Source organism: Xanthomonas theicola, assembly GCF_014236795.1.
Lineage (GTDB): Bacteria > Pseudomonadota > Gammaproteobacteria > Xanthomonadales > Xanthomonadaceae > Xanthomonas_A > Xanthomonas_A theicola.
The window spans coordinates 1,006,972-1,028,557 of record NZ_CP049017.1; the positions used below are offsets into that span (position 1 = coordinate 1,006,972).

18 protein-coding genes, 1 tRNA gene and 1 pseudogene are annotated in these 21,586 nt (G+C 68.8%); 10 read left to right on the top strand and 10 right to left on the bottom strand.

All coding sequences use genetic code 11. The features are described 5' to 3' along the window. Positions 1 to 6 precede the first annotated feature (6 nt). Positions 7 to 468 (top strand): hypothetical protein, encoded by a 462-nt coding sequence (locus G4Q83_RS04440; protein ID WP_128419759.1) that lies wholly within the window; start codon positions 7 to 9, stop codon positions 466 to 468. Between the two features lie 189 nt (positions 469 to 657). Here the strand turns inward: G4Q83_RS04440 and G4Q83_RS04445 are convergent, their stop codons facing one another. Beyond that, positions 658 to 1,518 carry a pirin family protein gene (locus tag G4Q83_RS04445; protein ID WP_128419758.1) on the bottom strand — a complete coding sequence of 287 codons (861 nt, stop codon included), beginning with the start codon at positions 1,516 to 1,518 and terminating at the stop codon, positions 658 to 660. A gap of 225 nt (positions 1,519 to 1,743) precedes the next feature. On the opposite strand from G4Q83_RS04445, the gene G4Q83_RS04450 reads away from it, so the two are divergent. Both G4Q83_RS04450 and G4Q83_RS04455 read left to right on the top strand, forming a co-directional pair. After that, positions 1,744 to 3,816 carry a carbon starvation CstA family protein gene (locus tag G4Q83_RS04450; RefSeq protein WP_128419757.1) on the top strand — a complete coding sequence of 691 codons (2,073 nt, stop codon included), beginning with the start codon at positions 1,744 to 1,746 and terminating at the stop codon, positions 3,814 to 3,816. Next, positions 3,816 to 4,040 carry a YbdD/YjiX family protein gene (locus G4Q83_RS04455; protein ID WP_128419756.1) on the top strand — a complete coding sequence of 75 codons (225 nt, stop codon included), beginning with the start codon at positions 3,816 to 3,818 and terminating at the stop codon, positions 4,038 to 4,040. The genes G4Q83_RS04450 and G4Q83_RS04455 overlap by 1 nt, the downstream gene beginning before the upstream one ends. A 256-nt stretch (positions 4,041 to 4,296) precedes the next feature. Here G4Q83_RS04455 and G4Q83_RS04460 read toward each other — a convergent pair whose 3' ends face one another. Continuing rightward, entirely contained in the window at positions 4,297 to 4,983 is a 687-nt protein-coding gene (locus G4Q83_RS04460) for an HAD-IA family hydrolase (RefSeq protein WP_128419755.1), read from the bottom strand. A 284-nt stretch (positions 4,984 to 5,267) separates the two neighbouring features. Then, on the bottom strand, positions 5,268 to 5,957 hold the full coding sequence (locus G4Q83_RS04465; RefSeq protein WP_128419754.1) for a hypothetical protein: 690 nt from the start codon (positions 5,955 to 5,957) through the stop codon (positions 5,268 to 5,270). On the opposite strand from G4Q83_RS04465, the gene G4Q83_RS04470 reads away from it, so the two are divergent. Next, positions 5,956 to 6,651 carry an alpha/beta fold hydrolase gene (locus tag G4Q83_RS04470; protein WP_128419753.1) on the top strand — a complete coding sequence of 232 codons (696 nt, stop codon included), beginning with the start codon at positions 5,956 to 5,958 and terminating at the stop codon, positions 6,649 to 6,651. The two genes, G4Q83_RS04465 and G4Q83_RS04470, sit on opposite strands and share 2 nt — an antisense overlap. Before the next feature lie 243 nt (positions 6,652 to 6,894). After that, positions 6,895 to 7,374 (top strand): SGNH/GDSL hydrolase family protein, encoded by a 480-nt coding sequence (locus G4Q83_RS04475; RefSeq protein WP_158254993.1) that lies wholly within the window; start codon positions 6,895 to 6,897, stop codon positions 7,372 to 7,374. Between the two features lie 211 nt (positions 7,375 to 7,585). On the opposite strand, the gene G4Q83_RS04480 is transcribed toward G4Q83_RS04475, so the two are convergent. Beyond that, positions 7,586 to 7,659, bottom strand: a tRNA-Cys gene (locus G4Q83_RS04480). Between the two features lie 807 nt (positions 7,660 to 8,466). Between G4Q83_RS04480 and G4Q83_RS04485 the strand changes: the two genes are divergently transcribed. Continuing rightward, positions 8,467 to 8,928 (top strand): guanyl-specific ribonuclease, encoded by a 462-nt coding sequence (locus G4Q83_RS04485; protein WP_128419750.1) that lies wholly within the window; start codon positions 8,467 to 8,469, stop codon positions 8,926 to 8,928. Then, on the top strand, positions 8,925 to 9,407 hold the full coding sequence (locus G4Q83_RS04490; protein WP_128419749.1) for a barstar family protein: 483 nt from the start codon (positions 8,925 to 8,927) through the stop codon (positions 9,405 to 9,407). The genes G4Q83_RS04485 and G4Q83_RS04490 overlap by 4 nt, the downstream gene beginning before the upstream one ends. 207 nt (positions 9,408 to 9,614) lie before the next feature. Here the strand turns inward: G4Q83_RS04490 and G4Q83_RS04495 are convergent, their stop codons facing one another. Further along, on the bottom strand, positions 9,615 to 11,513 hold the full coding sequence (locus G4Q83_RS04495; RefSeq protein ID WP_128419748.1) for an ATP-binding cassette domain-containing protein: 1,899 nt from the start codon (positions 11,511 to 11,513) through the stop codon (positions 9,615 to 9,617). Between the two features lie 132 nt (positions 11,514 to 11,645). Here G4Q83_RS04495 and dbpA point away from each other — a divergent pair, with 132 nt between their 5' ends. Continuing rightward, on the top strand, positions 11,646 to 13,022 hold the full coding sequence (gene dbpA, locus G4Q83_RS04500; protein ID WP_128419747.1) for an ATP-dependent RNA helicase DbpA: 1,377 nt from the start codon (positions 11,646 to 11,648) through the stop codon (positions 13,020 to 13,022). A 5-nt stretch (positions 13,023 to 13,027) separates the two neighbouring features. Continuing rightward, positions 13,028 to 13,405: pseudogene (locus G4Q83_RS24450) on the top strand (DUF6985 domain-containing protein); the annotation flags it as partial. A gap of 264 nt (positions 13,406 to 13,669) precedes the next feature. Here G4Q83_RS24450 and G4Q83_RS04510 read toward each other — a convergent pair. The 3 genes from G4Q83_RS04510 to G4Q83_RS04520 all read right to left on the bottom strand — a co-directional run bounded on the left by G4Q83_RS04510 (position 13,670) and on the right by G4Q83_RS04520 (position 18,591). Continuing rightward, the gene (locus G4Q83_RS04510) at positions 13,670 to 14,227 is read right to left on the bottom strand and encodes an adenine phosphoribosyltransferase (protein WP_128419746.1); all 558 of its coding nucleotides are present in this window, start codon (positions 14,225 to 14,227) and stop codon (positions 13,670 to 13,672) included. A gap of 71 nt (positions 14,228 to 14,298) precedes the next feature. Next, positions 14,299 to 17,421 carry an efflux RND transporter permease subunit gene (locus G4Q83_RS04515; protein WP_128419745.1) on the bottom strand — a complete coding sequence of 1,041 codons (3,123 nt, stop codon included), beginning with the start codon at positions 17,419 to 17,421 and terminating at the stop codon, positions 14,299 to 14,301. A gap of 6 nt (positions 17,422 to 17,427) precedes the next feature. Beyond that, a complete protein-coding gene (locus G4Q83_RS04520; protein WP_128419744.1) occupies positions 17,428 to 18,591 on the bottom strand; it encodes an efflux RND transporter periplasmic adaptor subunit in 1,164 nt (387 codons plus the stop codon). A gap of 62 nt (positions 18,592 to 18,653) precedes the next feature. On the opposite strand from G4Q83_RS04520, the gene G4Q83_RS04525 reads away from it, so the two are divergent. After that, complete coding sequence (locus tag G4Q83_RS04525) at positions 18,654 to 19,379, top strand: TetR/AcrR family transcriptional regulator (RefSeq protein ID WP_246432279.1); 726 nt, start codon at positions 18,654 to 18,656, stop codon at positions 19,377 to 19,379. Between the two features lie 177 nt (positions 19,380 to 19,556). On the opposite strand, the gene G4Q83_RS04530 is transcribed toward G4Q83_RS04525, so the two are convergent. Both G4Q83_RS04530 and G4Q83_RS04535 read right to left on the bottom strand, forming a co-directional pair. Further along, positions 19,557 to 21,116 carry a protein adenylyltransferase SelO gene (locus G4Q83_RS04530; protein ID WP_128419743.1) on the bottom strand — a complete coding sequence of 520 codons (1,560 nt, stop codon included), beginning with the start codon at positions 21,114 to 21,116 and terminating at the stop codon, positions 19,557 to 19,559. Positions 21,117 to 21,366: 250 nt separating this feature from the next. Continuing rightward, entirely contained in the window at positions 21,367 to 21,570 is a 204-nt protein-coding gene (locus tag G4Q83_RS04535) for an integrase core domain-containing protein (RefSeq protein WP_281401990.1), read from the bottom strand. Between the last annotated feature and the right edge of the window lie 16 nt (positions 21,571 to 21,586).

A 21,586-nucleotide genomic window follows, 5' to 3' on the forward strand; every position in this document is an offset into this window, starting at 1 on the left:
TCGCGAATGAGGGTTGCAAGCTGGCTCACCGGCCTATTGGGACTGCCTGCCGTGCTGACTGCCGCCAGCGCCATGGCGCAGCACTGCCCGCCGCTGCCGCCACGGGCGAAACTGCAGTGGAACGAGCGCAGCGACACCGGCTTCATCGTGTGCCGGGCGACCGCGGCCGACGGCCGCCAGGTGCTGGGCATGATGCTGACCTCGCGCGACCCGAACATCCCGCTGGCGCGCAACCTGCGCGAGGAAAAGACCAGCATCGCCGGCGAGAGCGCGCACTGGTACCGGCCCGACCTGGGCGGCGCCGACCTGCCGGGCCTGGCTTCGCGCCGGGTCGCCGTGGTCGAGTTGGGCAAGGACCGTTACGCGCAGATCTGGATCGACGCCAGCGATGCGCAGGAACTGCAATCGCTGCAGGCGCTGGTGCAGGGACTGGACGTGCGTCCGACCAGCCTGGCGCTGGACCGCTGAGCGCCGCTGTCCGCCGCGGCGGCGCATGGCGGCGAAGGCGGCATGCAGCGGGCCGACCGCGGCCGGTGTTGTGCACACCGAACCGCTGCGACGACGTTGCAGGAGCGGCTCTGGGTGGCCTCGGGCCACCAGAGCCGTTCCTGCAGGCATCGCGTTCAGGAATCGCGTTGCCTGCACTGCCAAGGAACACTAGAAGCGCCCTTCCCGGAAATCGACGAAGGCCTGCATGAGTTCCTGGCGCGTGTTCATCACGAACGGCCCGTGGCGCGCCACCGGCTCGCGCAGCGGCCGGCCGGCGACCACGATCAACCGTGCGCCGGCGGCCCCGGCCTGCAGTTGCAGCAGGTCGCCACCGCCGAGCACGGCCAGCGTCTGCGCCGGCAGCGCGCGCGCGGACTCGCCCTCGCCGAGCGTCGCCGCGCCCTCGTACGCATAGGCGAAGGCGTTGTGCCCGGCCGGCAGCACGTAGTCCCAACGCACGCCGGCGGCCAGGGCGATGTCCAGGTACAGCGGATCGGTGGCCGGCTGCGCGATCGGCCCGGCCACGTCGCCGACCTGGCCGGCGATCACCTTGACCGCCACCCCCGGCGCCGGCTGCGTCAGCGGGATGCGCTCGGGGGCGAACTCCTGGTAGCGCGGCGCGCCCATCTTGTCGCGCGCCGGCAGGTTCACCCACAGCTGGAAACCGCGCATGCGCCCGGACTCCTGCTCCGGCATCTCCGAATGCACTAGACCGCGGCCTGCGGTCATCCACTGCACGCTGCCCGGCGTGAGCAGGCCTTCGTTGCCGTGGTTGTCCTGGTGCCGCATGCGCCCGTCGAGCATGTAGGTAACCGTCTCGAAGCCGCGATGCGGATGGCTGGGGAAGCCGCCGATGTAGTCCTCGGCGCGGTCGGTGCCGAATTCGTCGAGCAGCAGGAACGGGTCCAACTCGGGCAGTTCGGCGCCGCCGATGACGCGGGTCAGCTTGACCCCGTCGCCATCGGCGGTGGCGTGGCCACGGATCGCGCGCAAAATGCGCGCCGGTACGGCGGTCGTGGTGTCGGTCATGGCAGCAATCTCCTGGTGAAGCCCCCGATATGGGCGTGGCCGCGGCGGCGGCCAACCGCGATCGGCGCAACCCATCGTTCCATCGCCTGCGCGCCGCGGCGGCGGCATGCCGCGCCTCCGGCGCATCCGCCCTACGACCAAAGTACTAGCGCGGCGGCGCGCGCCGGGATTGACCCCTCAGGCCATCGCGGCGACCCTTGCTGGAATCCTGTGGGGAGCGATCGCATGAAAGGGTTTTCCAAACTGGCCTGGGCCGCGCTCGCGGTGCTGGCGGCGTTCTGCCTGGGCACCATCGCCCTGCGCCGCGGCGAACACATCAACGCGCTGTGGATCGTGGTCGCCGCGGTCTCGATCTACCTGATCGCCTACCGCTTCTACAGCCTGTTCATCGCCACCAGGGTGATGCAACTGGACCCCACGCGGGCCACCCCGGCGGTCGTCAACCACGACGGCCTGGACTACGTGCCGACCAACAAGCACGTGCTGTTCGGCCACCACTTCGCCGCCATCGCCGGCGCCGGCCCCCTGGTCGGCCCGGTGCTCGCCGCGCAGATGGGCTACCTGCCCGGCCTGCTGTGGCTGGTGGTCGGCGTGGTGTTCGCCGGCGCGGTGCAGGACTTCGTGGTGCTGTTCCTGTCCAGCCGCCGCAACGGCCGTTCGCTCGGCGACCTGGTGCGCGAGGAGATGGGCCAGGTGCCCGGCACCATCGCCCTGTTCGGCGCGTTCATGATCATGATCATCATCCTGGCGGTGCTGGCGATGGTGGTGGTCAAGGCGCTGGCGGAGAGTCCATGGGGCATGTTCACGGTGATCGCGACAATGCCGATCGCGATCCTGATGGGCGTGTACATGCGCTATATCCGCCCCGGCAGGATCGGCGAGATCTCCATCGTCGGGCTGATCCTGCTGCTGGCCGCGATCTGGTTCGGCGGCAAGGTCGCCGCCGATCCGACCTGGGGTCCGGCCTTCACCTTCACCGACGTGCAGATCACCTGGATGCTGATCGGCTACGGTTTCGTCGCTTCGGTGCTGCCGGTGTGGCTGCTGCTGGCGCCGCGCGACTACCTGTCCACCTTCCTCAAGATCGGCACCATCATCGCCCTGGCCATCGGCATCCTGGTGGTCATGCCCGACCTGAAGATGCCGGCGCTGACCCAGTACGCGCACAACGGCATGGGCCCGGTGTGGACCGGCGGCATCTTCCCGTTCCTGTTCATCACCATCGCCTGCGGCGCGGTGTCCGGCTTCCATGCGCTGATCTCCTCCGGCACCACCCCCAAGCTGCTCGCCAACGAAGGCCACATGCGCTACATCGGCTACGGCGGCATGCTGATGGAGTCGTTCGTCGCGGTGATGGCGCTGGTCGCCGCCTCGATCATCGAGCCGGGCGTGTATTTCGCGATGAACGCGCCGGCCTCGATGGTCGGCAGCGACGTGGTCGCGGTCGCGGCCAAGGTCAGCGAATGGGGCTTCGCGATCACCCCCGATGTGCTCGAAGCCACCGCCCGCGACATCGGCGAGACCACCATCCTGGCCCGCGCCGGCGGCGCCCCGACCCTGGCGGTGGGCATCGCGCAGATCCTGCACCAGCTGTTGCCGGGCGAGGACATGATGGCGTTCTGGTACCATTTCGCGATCCTGTTCGAGGCGCTGTTCATCCTCACCGCGGTCGACGCCGGCACCCGCGCCGGGCGCTTCATGCTGCAGGACCTGCTCGGCAATTTCGTGCCGGCGCTGAAGCGGACCGAGTCGTGGGCCGCCAACATCGTCGCCACCGGCGGCTGCGTGGCGCTGTGGGGCTACCTGCTCTACACCGGGGTCAAGGATCCGTACGGCGGCATCCGCACGCTGTGGCCGCTGTTCGGCATCTCCAACCAGATGCTCGCCGGCATCGCGCTGATGCTGGGCACGGTGGTGCTGTTCAAGATGAAGCGCGACCGCTACGCCTGGGTCACCATCGTGCCGGCGCTGTGGCTGCTGATCTGCACCACCTACGCCGGGCTGATCAAGATCTTCGACCCGAATCCGGCGCAGGGCTTCCTGGCGCAGGCGCACAAGTTCCAGGACGCGATCGCCAGCGGCACCATCACCGCGCCGGCCAAGACGCTGCCGCAGATGCAGCAGATCGTCACCAACGCCTACGTCAACACCGGGCTGACCGCGCTGTTCCTGTTCGTGGTGTTCTCGATCCTGATCTACGCGGTCAAGACCATCCTCGCCGCGCGCCGCAACCCGCAGCGCAGCGACAAGGAGACCGCGTACGTGGCGCTGCAGCCGCACCAGATGGCGGACGTGTGATGAGCAACGACCTGGTTCCGGTCGGGCACTATCAGGCGCACCGCCGGCTGTGGCGGCGCCTGGTGCAGACCGCGCGGCTGTGCTGCGGCATCCCCGACTACGACAACTATGTGCGGCATGTGCTGGAGAAGCACCCGGAGCGGCAGCCGATGGACTACAAGAGCTTCTTCCGCGAGCGCCAGGAGGCGCGTTATGGCGGCAAGAGCGGGTTTCGCTGCTGTTGAAAGTTCGGGACTCGCAGGATGCTGTCTGGCGGCAGGTCGTAGTCAAGCGCTTTCGATGAAAAGCGCCATGTCTTGAACAGAAGCGGCAGCTCGATTTGTTGCGCAACCGCTGTTTTTAGGGGTTTTAACCCCGACGCCTTACCGATGGGGCGTCGGGGTTAAAACCCCTCCTACAGACAAAGCGCACATGCTGCGCATTCGCGAAAATCCAGGGACCCGCAGCAACCCGCGTCCGCACCAACGCCTGCACGCCGCACTACGCCGCTGCGGCACGCACCAATGCAGCGTAGGTTTCCGGCAACTGCCGCATATGCCCAATGACCGCGGCTACGCCGAGTTGGCGCAACGTTTCGGCGTGGCCCGAGGGGATATGCGCCGCGCCGGTGAAGCCGATCACCGTCATCCCTGCCGCCAGCGCCGCGCTGGCGCCGGTGGCGCTGTCCTCGATCACCAGGCAACGCGCCGCCGCCGCGCCCAGCGTGCGCGCGGCCAGCAGATAGACGTCCGGCGCCGGCTTCGGCCGCGCCACCATGTCGGCGCTGAAGATGTGGCCGCCCACCCGCTCGGCGAGTCCGGCACGCGCCACCGACGCCACCACGCTGTGGCGCAGGCTGTTGGAAGCGACCGCCAGCGGCAGCGGGATCGCCAGCAGCGCCTCGCGGACGCCGGCGATCGGCTGCACCTCGGCGGCGATCAAGGCTTCCGAGCGCGTACGGATCTCGTCGAACAGGCCTGGCGGCAAGCGCACCGCGAAATGCCGTTGCACCCGCTCCACGATCTCTTGCGCGATCTGGCCGAAGCTGCCGGCCAGGAAGGCCTCCAACGCGGCCCGAGGCACATACGCGCCCAGCGCATCGAGCATGACCCGGTCGGCCAGCACCTCACTGTCGACGAGCACGCCGTCGCAGTCGCTGATCAACAGGTCGAAGGGTGTCGCCGTCATCGCAGGCTCCTCGGTGAAACCCGCATTATGCCAAGCTGCGCATGTACGCTGTCTGCGCGCGCAAGCGCAAGCCGGGCATGGATACCTGCCACGCGCCACCCACACGTGTGGCGCCTTGCGCAAGCAGGCCGCCGCCGCGCTCACGGCGCAGACAGTAAAAGTCGGGGACATTCGTAATGTGAGCCGCTCAAAGCGGCTGGCGGGGGCGCTAGTGTGGTGTCTCACAAATAATATGAACTATGTAGCAACTTGGCTGTCGAAGTGTTTTCCGTGTAAGAGCCTGTTCAAAGTCGTTCCTGATTCCCCACATCATGCATCCGGCGTTGCCCTTGGATACGGCAGCGGTGGCGTAGGCCCCGCCGCGAAGATCCATCGCCGCACCATGGCGGCCAAGTCCAAGGGCCGGTTGAAGCGGCAGCACAATTCGGACAGGCAGCGGGCAGCGCTGCAGGTCCTTGGGCCGCCGTGCATGATAGGTGCCATGCAAGGCGCTTTTGACGTTGCCCAGCTAAGGTATTGACCCAGGCCAAGGCCGGCTCGGTCGGCCCCCCCGCTGCCGGTGACGATGGCCGTGCGCAGGCAGCGGGCCTGGGTAATCGCCGCAACGCTGCGCAGCCGGTCGGACGCCCCGCGGCTACCGGGCAGCAGCGCGCGATTGCCAGGTCGGCTGTGCGGAAACCGGCCAGCCGTTCCATGCGCATGGCGATCGGATGGCCTTCAGGGCTGCACTGCACGGCGGCCACGAAGGGCGTCTTGCCCGGACTGGCCCGGCCGCGGCCCTGTCCGCGACGCTCGCCGCCCCGGTAGGCGTGGTGCAACCGGATATCGCCTTGCAAGGGCCGGTCGGCATCGCGCTCGACCATGACCTGCATCAGGTTGTGCTTGAGCAGCCAGGCGGTGTTGTCGCCGCCGCCCAGTTGCCGGCGCCAGGCCAGGGCCGAGAGGCCGTTCTTGTGCTGGGCGAGCAGGGACATGGCCAAGAACCAGGTCCGCGGCGGCAGTTTGGCGGCTGTGCTGCCAACGGCGCGGGGCGTGATCTACGTCCATGGCGCAGAGGGCGGAACGCCCGGCGGCCTGGCGTGGACGACCCTGCGAGGCCGCTGGCCGATCATGCAGGCGGTATCCCGGCGCGCAACGACCATCAGCTCCGATCTGGGCGGCAATGCCACTTGGGGCAACTCGACAGTCGTCGATGCGATCGGGAAAGCGCAAGGCGTCCTGCTGGCCCAGCCCGGCGTCGCCCAACAGCCGGTGGGCATGTTGTGTCAGTCGATGGGCGCAACCGGCGGCATCGCCTGGGCCGCTGCGAACCGTGCGCGCGTGAGTCGCGTAGTGCTGCTGATCCCCGCTCTCAACATCCAAGAGATCGCCGCCAACAGCAAATTACCGCGCGCACATGACACAGCCTATGGCGGTGCGTACGTGGAGGAACGCGATGGTCCCACGCACAGCCCTCTGACGATAGCCAAGGCAGGTAAGCTGGCGGGCCTGCCGATCCAGTTGTGGTGCGGGGACATGGACACGCTGGGCGAGCCCGAGTTCGTCCTGCAATTTGCGGAAGCAGTCGGCGCGACCTGCGAGTTACGCAAGATGCATGGCGGGCATGCCGAGGAAACCGTCTACAACATGGATCCCGAGCCCATTGCAGAATTCCTGGGGGATGCGTGATCCAGCGCGGCAAGGCACAATCTGCGGGATGAAGATCATTGTCTTGCTGTGTTTCCTCGCCGCCCCTTTCGCAGCGGCCGCTGTCGGCCTGCCTGAGGCCGATAATTGCCTTGCAGAGGTGAAGCACGATCTCCGGTTGGCCTGGCCGCAGAACCAAACGATCAACATCGTAGCGTTCGGCCATAGCGTTCCGGCGGGCTACTTTGCGACGCCATACGTCCACACCCGAGAAGCCTTCCAAGGTTGGTCGCCGATGGCTTGGCGCAGGCATACCCCACAGCGGTGTTGAACGTCATAACATCGGCCGTCGGTGGAGAGACCTCCGATCAGGGCGCGCAGCGCTTCCGCGCACAGGTTCTCGGCCACTCCCCGCGCGTGGCGACGATCGACTACGGACTCAACGATCGTGCGCTGAACATAGAGAAGTCGCGTGCCAATTTGTTGAACATGATTCGCGAAGCCCGGAGGGCGAACGCCTGCGCCATCTTGTTGACGCCGAGCCTGGACCTTCAAGGAGATCCGCCATCGTTCAAATCGACGCTGATCGAGCAGGTGGACATGATCCGCCCGTTGGTGAAGACTGAGAAAGTGCCATTGGCGGACAGCTATGCGGCGTTCCGAGCCTACAAAGGAAGTCCCCAAGACTTGATGGCCCAGCCCAACCACCCTGGCGCGAAGGGGCACAAGATCATCGCCGAGCAGATATTGAAGTTGCTGAAATAGGAGTTTTCTACCCGCCGGCGGCCGCTTCGCCGATACCGCCAGACCGGCCGCCGCGCGATCCTGGTCATGCCGGATGCGGGCCCAATGGCCGCTCAACCCGCGTGGCGCCTGAGCAGCGCCGGGCCGGCGCCTGACCACTTTCGGATCGAGCAATTGCGGAAATTCGCGCGGGTTGCGGAAAACAGGGCTTCGCGGAGAAGCCCGTCAGATATGGAGGCCTGGGTCGGAATTGAACCGGCGTACGCGGATTTGCAGTCCGCTGCATAACCACTCTGCCACCAGGCCGGTGGACGGGATTCCAGCCGAAACCGCCAGCGACGGTGTCCGACAAAACAAAGCCCCGCTGACGGGGCTCCGTTGAATCTGGAGCGGGAAACGAGACACTCGATTCCGATCCAACTCCTTGATCCATAGGAGGTTTGTCAGGCAAACCTCGATTGGAAGACGTCTATTATGTACTACTTTTGCGGGGCTGGCCAAGTCCCCGGATCAAATCTCTTCCACGCCTCTGGTAGTTCGGCGCGCCGTCGCTCCGAATTTAGGATTCAGATCCCCGCTGCTGACTACATCGACAACGGCGGAGCGCGCTGCTGGTCGTGTGTGCGTTGCGGCTCTGCGGTCTGATGCATGGCCGGCAGTGTGGCTGGCAGTGTGCTGCGGAGACCGGCGATCCAACACCCGCCGGTCATGGACGAATCGCAACAAGGCCATGCCTTCAACCAGGCGAAGCGGGCGGACGCCGCGTAATGGCCGGGCTCGATAACCGAGCGTCGCTGTGTGCGCCGAGTGCACAACACGGTGCAGGCCGCGGATCTCGCGGCTCGGCGTGGACGCACTACGTCTGCCTGGCGGCGACCGATCGCACGAAGACTCCTCCCTCCATCACGCTTGATCTGCAGCACTGCGCGTTCCTCCGCACTCCGATGACGGTACTGTTTTCCCATGCCAACACTCTACACTCGGCAACGTGTTGCACTTGGAAGTTGAGCCTGTCTACCCTTCAGAGCAAGCACGAACAGGCATGCTCGCCCATACTGTGCCGCTGCCGTGCCGGCCGAGCGCGGCACCCGCCGTTCCCGCTGGAGCCGTTGCATGCGCAAGCCCGTGTTACTGATCGCCGCGATCGTGCTGCTCGCCGCCGGCCTGTGGGGCATCCGCGCGTTGCAGCAACCGCCGCATCCGCAGTTCGCGCCCACGCTCAGCGACTTTGCCGCGCCTGCGCCGGCGCGACGGCCTGCGCCGCCGGCCGCCGACGCCGGCGCGCTGCCGCCGTTCCTGCCGCCCGAGGCGCACGCCGCCATCGCCTTGATTCAGCGCGGCGGTCCGTTCCCGCATCGCCAGGACGGCAGCGTGTTCGGCAACCGCGAGAACCGGCTGCCGTCACGCCCGCGCGGCTACTATCGCGAGTACACCGTCGACACGCCGGGGCTGGAGCACCGCGGGACGCGGCGCATCGTCACCGGCGGCGACCCGCCGGACGTCTGGTACTACAGCGACGACCACTACGCCAGTTTCCGCAGTTTCAGCATCGCCTCCGGGAGGCCGTCGCCATGAATACCTTCAACTTTTCGCTGAATATGGCCGAGCCGGCCGCCTCCGGCGTCTACCGCGTCGCCAACGGCGACCTCGACAGCATCGCCGCGCTCGGCCGCGACGCCGGGCTGCGGCTGTGCCGGATCGACCTGCAAGGCTGCAACAGCAAGCCGATGCTGCTGATGCGCCTGGCCGCGCAGTTGGACTTCCCGATCGGCTTCGGCCGCAACTGGGATGCGTTGATGGATGGCCTGCGCGACCTGTCCTGGCTGCCGGCCAAGGGCGGCTACGCGCTGCTGCTGGAAGACGCCGCCGAGCTGCAGTCGGTGGCGAAGAAGGATTTCGAGGTGTTGCTGGAAATCCTCGACGACGTGGCCAAGGAATGGGCCCAGGACGGCATCGCCTTCGTCGCTTTCGTCGGCCTGCTCGGCGGCGGCGACCACCAGAGCGAAGACGGCGACGACTTGGCCGAGGACGACGACGAAGCCGCCGCGCGCTGAGTGAGCACCGGCTGCTTCGTCGCGCGGCCAGCGCCTTTTCGCCAGACCATGTCACCTGTAGGAGCGGCTTCAGCCGCGACCAACGAGGCAGGAAGACCTGCCGACTTCGGAACCGGTCGGGAGCCGAAGCCTCTCCTACAGCGCACCCAGCAGCGCTGCGGCAAGCGCCTGTAGACGAAAAAGCGCTTGGCCGGCCGCCGGCGGCGCTTATGCGTCCAGCGCGCTCCAGCGCGCGTAGGCCGCGTCCAGCTCGGCCTGGGCCTGGGTCAGCGCCTGGGTATGCGCGCCCAGCGCCGCCGCATCGCGCTGGTAGAAGGCCGGCTCGGTCATCGCCGCGGTCAATGCCGCGACCTGCTGCTCCAGCGTCTCGATCCGCGCCGGCAACTGCTCCAGTTCGCGCGCATCCTTGTAGCTGAGCTTGCGCTTGGCGGCCGGCGCAGCAACAGTGGCGGCCGCCGCCGCGACAGGCGCGGTCGCCGCGGCGGTGGCCGAGGCCTTGGCCGCCGCCATCGCGCTGGCCGGCGATTGGGCGCGCTGGCGCACCCAGTCGCTGTAGCCGCCGACGTATTCGCCGATGCGGCCGTCGCCTTCCATCACCATGGTCGAGGTCACCACGTTGTCGATGAAGTCGCGGTCGTGGCTGACCAGCAGCAAGGTGCCGGTGTAGTCGCCGAGCAGCTCTTCCAGCAGTTCCAGCGTCTCCACGTCCAGGTCGTTGGTCGGTTCGTCCATCACCAGCAGGTTCGACGGCTGCGCGAACAGCCGCGCCAGCAGCAGGCGGTTGCGCTCGCCGCCGGACAGGCGGGTGATCGGCGCGCGCGCGCGTTCCGGGGTGAACAGGAAATCCTGCAGGTAGCCGTGCACGTGCTTGCGCTTGCCGTTGACCTCGATGAAGTCGCGGCCCTCGGCGACGTTCTCGATCGCGCTCCAGTCCTCGCGCAAGGTGGCGCGGTACTGGTCGAAATACGCCACCTGCAGGTTGGTGCCGGTGCGCACCTCGCCGCCGGCCGGGGCCAGTTCGCCGAGCAGCAGCTTCAGCAGCGTGGTCTTGCCGCTGCCGTTGGGGCCGATCAGGCCGATGCGGTCGCCGCGCAGGATGGTGCTGGAGAAATTGCGCACCATGGTCCGCGCGCCGAACGCGAAGCTCAGCTCCTTGGCCTCGATCACCTTCTTGCCCGAGGCCTCGCCCTGCGCCGCCTCCATGCGCACGTTGCCGCCGAGTTCGCGGCGCTGGGTGCGCTCGTTGCGCATCGACTCCAGGCGCCGCACGCGGCCTTCGTCGCGGGTGCGGCGCGCCTTGATGCCCTGGCGGATCCACACTTCTTCCTGCGCCAGCATCTTGTCGAAGCGCGCGTTCTCCTGCGCCTGCGCGTTGAGCCGCTCCTCGCGGCGGCGCGCGTAGTTGGCCCAGTCGCCGGGCCAGCTGCTGACCTGGCCGCGGTCGATCTCGACGATGCGCGTGGCCAGCGCACGCAGGAAGCGGCGGTCGTGGGTGACGAACACCACGCTGCCGTTCCAGCCCTTCAGGAACAGTTCCAGCCAATCGATCGCCTCGATGTCCAGGTGGTTGGTCGGCTCGTCCAGCAGCAGCAGGTCCGGCGCCGACACCAGCGCGCGCGCCAACAGCACGCGCCGCTTCATGCCGCCGGACAGCCGCGCGAACTCGGCGTCGCCGTCCAGGTCGAGCCGGGTCAGGGTCTCGTCGACCCGCTGGTCCAGCGCCCAGCCGTTGGCGCCGTCGATCTTGGACTGCACCGCGCCCAGCGCATCGCCGTCGAACTCGGCGGCATGGCTGAGCCGGTGGAACTCGGCCAGCCAGTGGCCGAGCTCGCCCAGGCCGTCGGCGACCACGTCGAACACGCTGCCGGCGGCGCCGTGCGGCACCTCCTGCTCCAGCCGCGCGATGCGCACGCCCTGCTGGACGCGGATCTCGCCGTCGTCGGGCTTGAGCTCGCCGGCGATCAGTTTCATCAAGGTGGATTTGCCGGCGCCGTTGCGGCCGATCAGGGCGATGCGCTCGCCCGGCTCGATCGACAGTTCGGTCTTTTCCAGCAACAAGGGGCCGCCGACGCTGTAGTCGACGTTCTGCAGAGTGATAAGAGGCATGAGGGGAATTGTACGGGACTCGGGACTGCGGACTCAGGACCAAGCGCGCAACCGGCCGCGTTTGGCGCGGCGCATTGCTCTGGATTTGCCGAGTCCCCGGTCCCGGGTCCCGCGTCCCGGTTAAAATAGTCCATGAACGATTTCGCCACCCTGTCCCTCTCCCCGGCGCTTGCGCCCGGCATCGACGCGCTCGGCTACACCACGATGACCCCGGTGCAGGCGCAGAGCCTGCCGCCGATCCTGGCCGGCCGCGACGTCATCGTGCAAGCGCCCACCGGCAGCGGCAAGACCGCGGCGTTCGGCCTGGGCCTGCTGCAGAAGCTGGACCCGGCGCTGGTCCGCGCGCAGGCGCTGGTGCTGTGCCCGACCCGGGAACTGGCCGACCAGGTCGGCAAGCAGTTGCGCAAGCTGGCCACCGGCATTCCCAACATGAAGCTGGTGGTGCTGACGGGCGGCATGCCGCTCGGCCCGCAGCTGGCCTCGCTGGAGGCGCACGATCCGCAGGTGGTGGTCGGCACCCCCGGCCGCCTCCAGGAACTGGCGCGCAAGCGCGCGCTGCACCTGGGCGGCGTGCGCACCTTGGTGCTGGACGAGGCCGACCGCATGCTCGACATGGGCTTCGAGGAGTCGATCCGCGAGATCGCCAGCCGCTGCGACAAGCATCGCCAGAGCCTGCTGTTCTCGGCCACCTTCCCGGACGCGATCCGGACCCTGGCGCGCGAACTGCTGCAGGCGCCGGCCGAAGTCACCATCGAAGGCACCGACAGCGCGCCGGAGATCGAACAGCAGTTCTTCGAGGTCGACCCGACCTACCGGCAGAAGGCGGTGGCCGGACTGCTGCTGCGTTTCGCCCCCGACTCCAGCGTGGTGTTCTGCAACACCCGCAAGGAAGTCGACGAGGTGGCCGGCTCGCTGCAGCAGTTCGGCTTCTCGGCGCTGGCGCTGCATGGCGACATGGAGCAGCGCGACCGCGACGAGGTGCTGGTGCGCTTCGTCAACCGCAGCTGCAACGTGCTGGTCGCCAGCGACGTCGCCGCGCGCGGGCTGGACGTGGAGGATCTGGCGGCGGTGGTCAACTACGAATTGCCGACCGATCCGGAGACCTACCGCCACCGCATCGGCCGCACCGCGCGCGCCGGCAAGCGCGGCCTGGCGCTGAGCCTGGTGGCGCCGCGCGAACTGGCGCGCGCGCAGGCGCTGGAGGCCGAACAGGGCCAGCCGCTGCGCTGGTCGCGCGCGCCGCTGGCCACCGCGCGCCCGGTGCAGCTGCCGCAGGCGGCGATGACCACGCTGCGCATCGACGGCGGCAAGACCGACAAACTGCGCGCTGGCGACATCCTCGGCGCGCTGACCGGCGATGCCGGACTGTCGGGCGCGGCGATCGGCAAGATCGCGATCTACCCCACCCGCTCCTATGTCGCCGTCGCCCGCGCCCAGGCCGGCAAGGCACTGGTGCAGCTGCAGGCCGGCAAGATCAAGGGCCGCCGCTTCCGGATCGGCACGTTGTAAGCGCGATGCGGCAGGTCCTGGGGGCGCTCGAGGAGGACCAGGACGGCAACGCCTGGAGCGACAAGGTGCCGGTGCGCTGGATGCGGGGCGACTGCTGCGTGGTCCTCGAAGGCTACGCCGCCGACCCGGCGCAGGCCGACTTCCGCGCCGCCATCGGGGCGTTCCTGCGCATCGGCCGGGCGCTGCTCGCGGCTGCCGCATTCGCCTACTACCGGCGCGCGAAGGCCTTGCGCCACGCCCATGGCCCGGCCTGGCCGCACATCAAGGAGCCTGCGCAGATGTGGCGGCGCGTCCGGTTCGGCTGCGGGGCCGATGCCAGCCGCTATCGCGATGGCGGCGTCCGCATCGGTCTGGAGTGCGACTGCGACTGGGAACAGGAACACGGCCTGCACCTGGTGTTCGCCCAGGAAGGCCGGATCTGCAAGCTCGGCCCCTTCGATGGCCGCCTGGGCCATGCCGACGCGTACGCCGACCCGCGCCTGGAAGCGGAGTCCATCCACGCCGGGCGGTCGCGCACGCTGGCCGGCGCCGCTACGCCGCACGGCTCTGGCTCAGCGCGGCCGCATGCTGCGCGACCATGCCCGCCGTGGGGATGCGCACCGCCAAGCCGGCGGCGGCGCAGTTGCAGCGGCAGCGCAAACGTCGGCTCAGTAGGTCAGCGTCGCCAGCAGCGGCACGTCGTCGCTCCAGCGCGCGCGGCCCTGCAGCGCCTGCAGCTCCACCAGCACCACCGCGCCGACGATCTCCAGTTCCAGCTGCCGCCCCAGCGACAGCGCCGCGCGCAGGGTGCCGCCGGTGGCGAGCACGTCGTCGACGATCAGCACCCGCGCGCCGGCAGGCAGCGCGTCGGCATGCATCTCGATGCGGTCGCTGCCGTACTCCAGCACGTAGTCCTGGGTCACCGTCTTGCCGGGCAGCTTGCCCGGCTTGCGGATCGGCACGAAGCCGATGCGCAGTTCGTGCGCCAGCGCCGCGCCCAGGATGAAGCCGCGCGACTCGATGCCCAGCACCGCGTCCAGTGGCGTGGTGCGCCAGGGCTGCGCCACCGCGTCCAGCGCCGCGGCGAAGTCCGGGCCGTCGGCCAGCAGCGGAGTGATGTCCTTGAACACGATCCCCGGCTTCGGGAAATCGGCGATGTCGCGGATGTGGTTGGACCAGTGCGCGGGTGCGGCACCGGGCGCGTCGCAGCACGAAGAGTCGTTCATCGGGGCGTCGTGAGGGGGGAGGCGTCCATTCTAGGCGCAGGGCGGCCCTGCGCACGTTCCAGGTTCACGGTTCACCCCGCCGGCGCGCTCCCGGTGTGCGGCGCCGGCCCGTGCAGCAGGTGCCGGACCAGCACGAAGAACAGCGGCACCAGCAGGATCGCCAGCAGCGTGCCCGAGAGCATGCCGCCGATCACGCTGACGCCGATCTCGCGGCGGCTGGCCGCGCCGGCGCCGGTGGACAGCGCCAGCGGCAACACGCCGGCGACGAACGCCAGCGAGGTCATCACGATCGGCCGCAAGCGCAACCGCGCGCCTTCCATCGCCGCCTCCAGCAGCGGCCGCCCGGCCTTCTGCTCGGCCTCGGCGAACTCGACGATCAGGATCGCGTTCTTCGCCGACAGACCGATCGTGGTCAGCAGGCCGACCTGGAAATAGATGTCGTTGACGAAGCCGGCCAGCGTGGTCGCGGTGACCGTGCCGAGCACGCCCAGCGGGATCACCAGCAGCACCGCCACCGGGATCGACCAGCTCTCGTACAGCGCCGCCAGGCACAGGAAGATGAACAGGATCGAGGCGGTGTACAGCCACAGCGTCTGGTTGCTCGACAGCTGTTCCTGGTAGGACAGGCCGCTCCACTGCAGGTCGAAGCCGTCCTGCTTGGCGACCAGCGCCTGCATCCGCTGCATCGCTTCGCCGGAACTGCTGCCGGCCGCCGCGCTGCCCTGGATCTGCGCCGCGGGCAGGCCGTTGAAGCGTTGCTGCAGCTGCGGGCCGCGGGTCCAGCGGGTGCTGGCGAAGCTGGCGAACGGCGCCATCTGCCCGCTGCCGCCGCGCACATACCACTGGCCGATGTCCTGCGGCAGCGAGCGGTACGGCGCATCGCCCTGCACGTAGACGCGCTTGACCCGGCCGCGGTCGACGAAGTCATTGACGTAGCTGCCGCCCCACGCCGTGGACAGGGTGGCGTTGATGGCGCTCTGGGTCAGCCCCAGCGCGCTGGCCTGGGCCTGGTCGATGTCGACCTGCAGTTGCGCCTTGTCGCCCAGGCCGTTGAGCCGCACCGCGGTCAGCTGCGGATCGTCGCCGGCATCCTGCAGCACCTGTTGCTGTGCCTTCAGCAACGCAGGGCGGCCGGCGCCGTTGCTGTCGCGGATCCACAACTCGAAGCCGCTGGACTGGCCCAGGCCGCGCACCGCCGGCGGCGACAGCACGCTGATCTTGGCATCGGCGATGCCGCGGAAATGCGCGTTGGCGCGGTCGATGATCGCCTGCGCGGTGTTGTCGCGATCACGCTCGTCCCAGGGCCTGAGCGCGACGAAGGCCTGGCCGGCGTTCTGTGCGGTCCCGGCGTTGTTGCGCCCGATCACCATGAAGATCGCGGCGAGGTTGTCCTTCTCGTGGGTCATGAAGTAATCGGTGATGCGATGGCCCAGCGCCTCGGTCCTGGCCAGCGGCGTGCCTTCCGGCGTGGTGAACTGGATCTGCGCCTGGCCCTGGTCCTCCACTGGCAGGAAGCCGGTCGGCATGCGCGCGTACAGCGCCGCCATCGCCAGCACGATCGCCGCGTACAGCGCCATCCAGCGCCGCGGCTGCCGCAACAGCGTGCCGAGCCGGCGCTGGTAGGCTTGCTGGCCGCGCTCCACGCCGCGGTTGAACCAGTGGAAGAACCGCCCCGGCGCACGCTCCTTTTCCACCGGCTTGAGCAGAGTCGCGCACAGCGCTGGGGTCAGGGTCAGCGCGACCAGCGCCGACAGCGCCATCGCCGAGGCGATGGTGATCGAGAACTGGCGGTAGATGATGCCGGTGGAGCCGCCGAAGAACGCCATCGGCAGGAACACTGCGCCCAGCACTACGGTGATGCCGACCAGCGCGCCGGTGATCTCGCCCATCGAGCGCTCGGTCGCCTCGCGCGGCGGCAGGTGCTGCTCGTGCATGATCCGCTCGACGTTTTCCACCACCACGATCGCATCATCGACCAGCAGGCCGATCGCCAGCACCATCGCGAACAGGGTCAGCGTGTTGATGGTGAAGCCGGCCGCGGCAAGGATGCCGAACGTGCCCAGCAGCACCACCGGCACGGTGATCGCCGGGATCAGCGTGGCGCGGCCGTTCTGCAGGAACAGGAACATCACCACCACCACCAGCACGATCGCCTCGGCCAGGGTGTGCACCACGCTCTTGATCGAGACCCGTACGAACGGCGTGCCGTCGCGTGGATAGGCCACCTCCATGCCCGGCGGGAAGGTGGGCTTGAGCCGTTCGATCGCGGCGCGCACCGCATCGGACGTGGCCAGCGCATTGGCGCCGGAGGACAGCGTCACCGAGAAGCCGGAGGCCGGATGGCCGTTGAGCCAGCTGCTGTTCTGGTAGTTCTCCGCGCCGATCTCCACCCGTGCCACGTCGCCCAGGCGCACGCTGGAGCCGTCCGGCTGGGTGGCCAGGATGATCCGGCGGAACTGCTCGGGGGTCTGCAGCCGCGACTGCGCGGTCACCGTGGCGTTGAGCGCCTGCTCGGCGCCGGTCGGCAGCGCACCGAGTTCGCCGGCGGTGACCTGAGTGTTCTGCGCCTGGATCGCGCTGCGCACGTCGCCGGGCATCAGCTTGTAGGCGTTGAGCTTGTGCGGGTCCAGCCAGATCCGCATCGCATACTGCGCGCCAAACACGTTGATCTCGCCGACGCCGTTGATGCGGCTGATCGGGTCCTGCAGCGTGCTCACCAGGAAATCGGAGATGTCGACGTTGTCGAGCTTGTCGGTGCTGTCGTACAGCGCCACCACCATCAGGCTGTCGCCCTGCGACTTGGCCACGGTCACGCCCTGCTGCTGCACTTCCTGCGGCAACCGGCTCAGGGCCTGGTTGACCGCGTTCTGTACCTGCACCTGGGCGATGTCGGGATTGGCCGCCTGGTCGAAGGTGATGCTGATCCGCGCCTGTCCGGACGAGGAACTGGTCGAGGAGAAGTACAGCAGGTGGTCGATGCCCTTGATCTGCTGCTCGATCACCTGGGTGACGCTGTCTTCCACCGTCTGCGCCGAGGCGCCGTTGTAGGTGGCGGTGACGTTGACCGTGGGCGGGGCGATGTCCGGATACTGCTCCACCGGCAGGGTGAACACGGCGATGGCGCCGGCGGCCATGATGCAGATCGCCAGTACCCAGGCGAAGATCGGGCGGTGGATGAAGAAGCGCGCGAGCATGCCGGCTCAGCCCTGACTGGCGGCATTGGCGGTATTGGCGGCCGGCTTGACCGTCACTTTGGCGCCGTCGCTGAGTCCCTGTCTGCCCTCCACCACCACCCGCTCGCCGGGCTTGAGCCCTTTGCCGACCAGCCAGTGGTCGCCGACTGCGCGCAGCGTGGTGAACTGGCGCTGGCGCACCACATTGTCCATGCCCACCACCCAGGCCTGCGCGTCGCCGCGCGGGGTACGATCCACCGCCGCTTGCGGCACCAGCAGCGCCTGCTGGCGGATGCCCTGGCCGACGATCGCGCGCACGTACATGCCCGGCAGCAACTGCGCGTTGGGATTGGGGAAGCGCGCGCGCAGGGTCACGCTGCCGGTGGTCTCCTCGACGTCGATGTCGGCGAACTGCAGCGTGCCCGGCAGCGGATAGTCGCTGCCGTCGGACAGTTTCAGGCGCACCTCGGCGCTCGCCGGCCGCACCCCGCCGCCGGCGATCGCGCGGCGCAGCGCCAGGAACTGGCTACCGGACTGGGTGATGTCCACGTTCATCGGATCCAACTGCTGGATCTTGGCGATCGCGTCGGTCTGGCTGGCGGTGACCAGCGCGCCCGGGGTCACCCGCGCGCGGCCGATGCGGCCGCTGATCGGCGCCTCCACGGTGGCGAAGCGCAGCCGCGTGCGCGCGGTCTCCAGCGCGGCGCGGTTGGCGTCGCGGCTGGCCAGCGCCTGCTTGTAGCTGGCCTGGGCGTCGTCCACGTCCTGCTGCGCGGCCAGCCGGGTCTTGCCCAGCTCGCGATAGCGCTCGGCGCGCAGCTGGGCGGCGGCCAATGCGGCGTCGGCGGTGGTCAGATTGGCCTGCGCCTCGTTGGCCGCGGCCTGGTACAGGGTCGGCTCGATCTGGAACAGCGGCTGCCCGGCGCGCACCAGCGCGCCCTCCTCGAACAACCGCTTGCGCAGGATGCCGCCGACCTGCGGGCGCACCTCCGATTCCTCCGACGCGGCGGTGCGCCCGGCCAATTCGACGCTCAGCGGCACGCTTTGCGGCTGCAGCGTCAGCACCGCGACGGTCTTGGTCGCCGCCGGCGCCGCATCGCGCTTGCCTCCGCAACCGGCGAGCGCGACAAGGCAGACGGACAGCAGCAGCGGCAGCGTGCGGCGAAAACGCTGGGCGAAAGGCGCGGGCATGCACTTGATCCTGGAGGCGGCGGGGACGATCATTTAATTTACTCAAAGACAAATAAATAAGCATGAAGGCTCGCACAACCGCCCGCGCCACGCGGTCTCGCGCCGCCCGGCCGGCACCCGAAGCGCCCGCGTTGGCGCCGGCCGAGCGCCAACGCGGGCGGCCGCCGCTGGCGCGGCCGCGGTTGCTGCGCGCCGCCCGCGAACTGCTGCTGGAGCGTGGCCTGGAGGTCTCGCTGGAGCAGATCGCGCTGCATGCCGGGCTCACCCGGCAGAGCCTGTACAACCATTTCTCCAGCAAGGCCGATCTGCTGATGCAGGTCTTCGAGGCGCTGAACGAGGAACTGCAGGCGCAGTTGGAGAACATCGGCGATGCCGCCTCGCAGGACCTGCCGCGCGTGCTGCTGCAGATCGCGCTGACCGTGCAGTCGCATCTTTACGCGCCGTCCTCGCTGCGCCTGCACCGCCTGCTGGTGCAGGCCACCGCGCAGATGCCGGAGCTGCTGCAATCGATGCACCAGCGCCGTACCGGGCGCCTGCGCCAGCGTCTTGGCGACCTGCTGCAGATGCTGCATGCGCGCGGTGCCGTGCGCGTGGCATCCCCGCAGCTCGCCGCCAGCGCCTTCATCGGCGCGGCGATCGGCCATGCCTATCCGGGCGCGATGCTCAACGGACGCGCGCCGGACCGCGACGCCCAGCACGCGCTGGCGGCGGAAGTGGTGACGAGCTTCCTCGCCGCCTGGCGCTATCGCACCGCCCGTCGCGCTGACGCCGCGCCCAGGGCGTGGTAACGCGATTGCGGCAGGCACGCCTTGCGCGGGCTGCATGCAGTGCCGGAGCCCGACACCGCAGAGCAGCCCGGTCGCGGCGATGTGTCGACGACCCTACCGCTTTCGAAGGAGGGGCTTCAACCCCAATGCGTTACCGGCAAGGCGTCGGGGCCGCCTACTACAGTACGTTGCGCGTCATCAGGAACTGCACGAGAGCATCGAGCAACCGGCGCGCTCGCGCGCCCAGTCCGGGCGCCGCGCGGCGAACGCCTCGCGTCCCGGCTGCTCGTCGTAGGGCCGCCGCATCACCTCCAGCACCTCGGCGATGCCGCCGGCGTCGCCCTGCTCGGCGCGGTCGATCGCCTGCTGCGCCAGATAGTTGCGCAGCACATAGCAGGGGTTGGCCGCGCGCATCTTCGCCATGCGCACGGGCGCCGGCAGTGGATCGGCAGCTAGCCGCTGCGCATAGCGCGCCAGCCAGGCCTCGAACGCCGGCGCCTGCGCGGCCAGCTTGGCAGGGTCGTAGAACGCAGCGGCCAAGTCCGCCCGCGCCGGTGCCTGCGGCGGCAGCGCGATCAGGCCGCGGAACCACAAGGTCATGTCCACCTCACCCTGCTGCAGCAACTGCAGCAGGTCCTGCATCAGCGCCAGGTCGGCCTCGCCGCAGTCGGCCAGGCCGAGCTTGGCGGCGGCGGTGTCGCGTTCGGCCTGCGCGTAGCTCTCGCGGTAGCGGGTGAGCCCGGCCTGCAGCGGCGCGGTGTCGGCGAACAGCGGTGCCAGTGCCTGCGCCAGCCGTGCGAGGTTCCAATAGGCGATCTGCGGCTGGGTGCCGAAGCGGTAGCGGCGGCCTTGCGCGTCGGTGGTGTTCGGCGTCCAGTCCGGGTCGTAGTCGTCGACCCAGCCGTACGGGCCGTAGTCCAGGGTCAGTCCCAGGATCGACATGTTGTCGGTGTTCATCACCCCGTGCACGAAGCCGACCCGCATCCAGTGCGCAACCATCGTCGCGGTGCGCGCACAGACCTCGCCGAACCAGTCGGCATAGCGCATGGCGCCGCGCGTGTGCAGTTCGGGAAAGTCGCGGTCGATCACGAAGTCGGCCAGCGCCTGCAGCAAGGCCCGGTCGCCGCGCGCGGCAGGCAGCTCGAAACTGCCGAAACGCACGAACGACGGCGCCACCCGGCACACCACCGCGCCCTGCTCGGCGCGCGGATGACCGTCGTAGAACATGTCGCGCACCACGCGCTCGCCGGTGGCAACCAGGCTCAGCGCGCGCGTGGTCGGCACGCCGAGATGGTGCATCGCCTCGCTGCACAGGAATTCGCGGATCGACGAGCGCAGCACCGCACGCCCGTCGGCGCCCCGCGAGTACGGCGTGCGCCCGGCGCCCTTGAGCTGCAGTTCCCAGCGCCGTCCATCCGTGCCCAGCGCCTCGCCCAGCGCGATCGCGCGGCCATCGCCGAGCTGCCCGGCCCAGTGCCCGAATTGGTGCCCGCCATAGTTGGTCGCGTAGGCGTGCATGCCCAGGTAGCGCGCGTTGCCTGCGAAGACGTCGGCGAACTGCGGCGCCAGCACGTCCTGCCGGGACAGGCCGAGCAAGGCCGCGACCTCGCGCGAGTAGGCCAACAGCTGCGGCGCGGCCACCGGGGTCGGCTCGACCTCCGACCACAATGCGCCCTGCACCTCGCGCAGGCGCAGGCCGCGCTCGGGATCGCCGGGCAGCTCGGCGGTGAAACGGTTGTCGAAGCGCAATGGGCTCATGCGTGCCAGATTAGCAGCTGCTGAACTACCAACATCCAAGTACTGCCGACCGGAGTGTTATCGATTCCTGCGGCCATTGACGGTCGGACAAGCGGGCCTGAAAAGGTCCCTTTGCTCTCGGTTATGCGGCATACAGGGGGCTGGATGCCCCGATCCATGCCCTTGCTCCAATCGGCAGGCACACCTGGCCTAGCGTGCGCAGGCAATGATCCATCGGTTTGTGCACAGGTCATGCGGTTAATGTAGCGGCCTAGGCGTGATCAGGTGTCGTCATCTTCAGTGCCTGGTGGGGCCGTTGCCGGTTGCAGAAGCCGATCCAGTCGCCGATCACGCGTAGGGCATGGGCCTGGCTCTCGAATCGGTGGCGATGTGCGCATCGTTCCTTCAACGTGCGGATCACCCGCTCCACCCTCCCGTTCTGCTGCGGGCAATGCGCGGTGATGAACTGAACCACCCCGACTTTCTTGAAG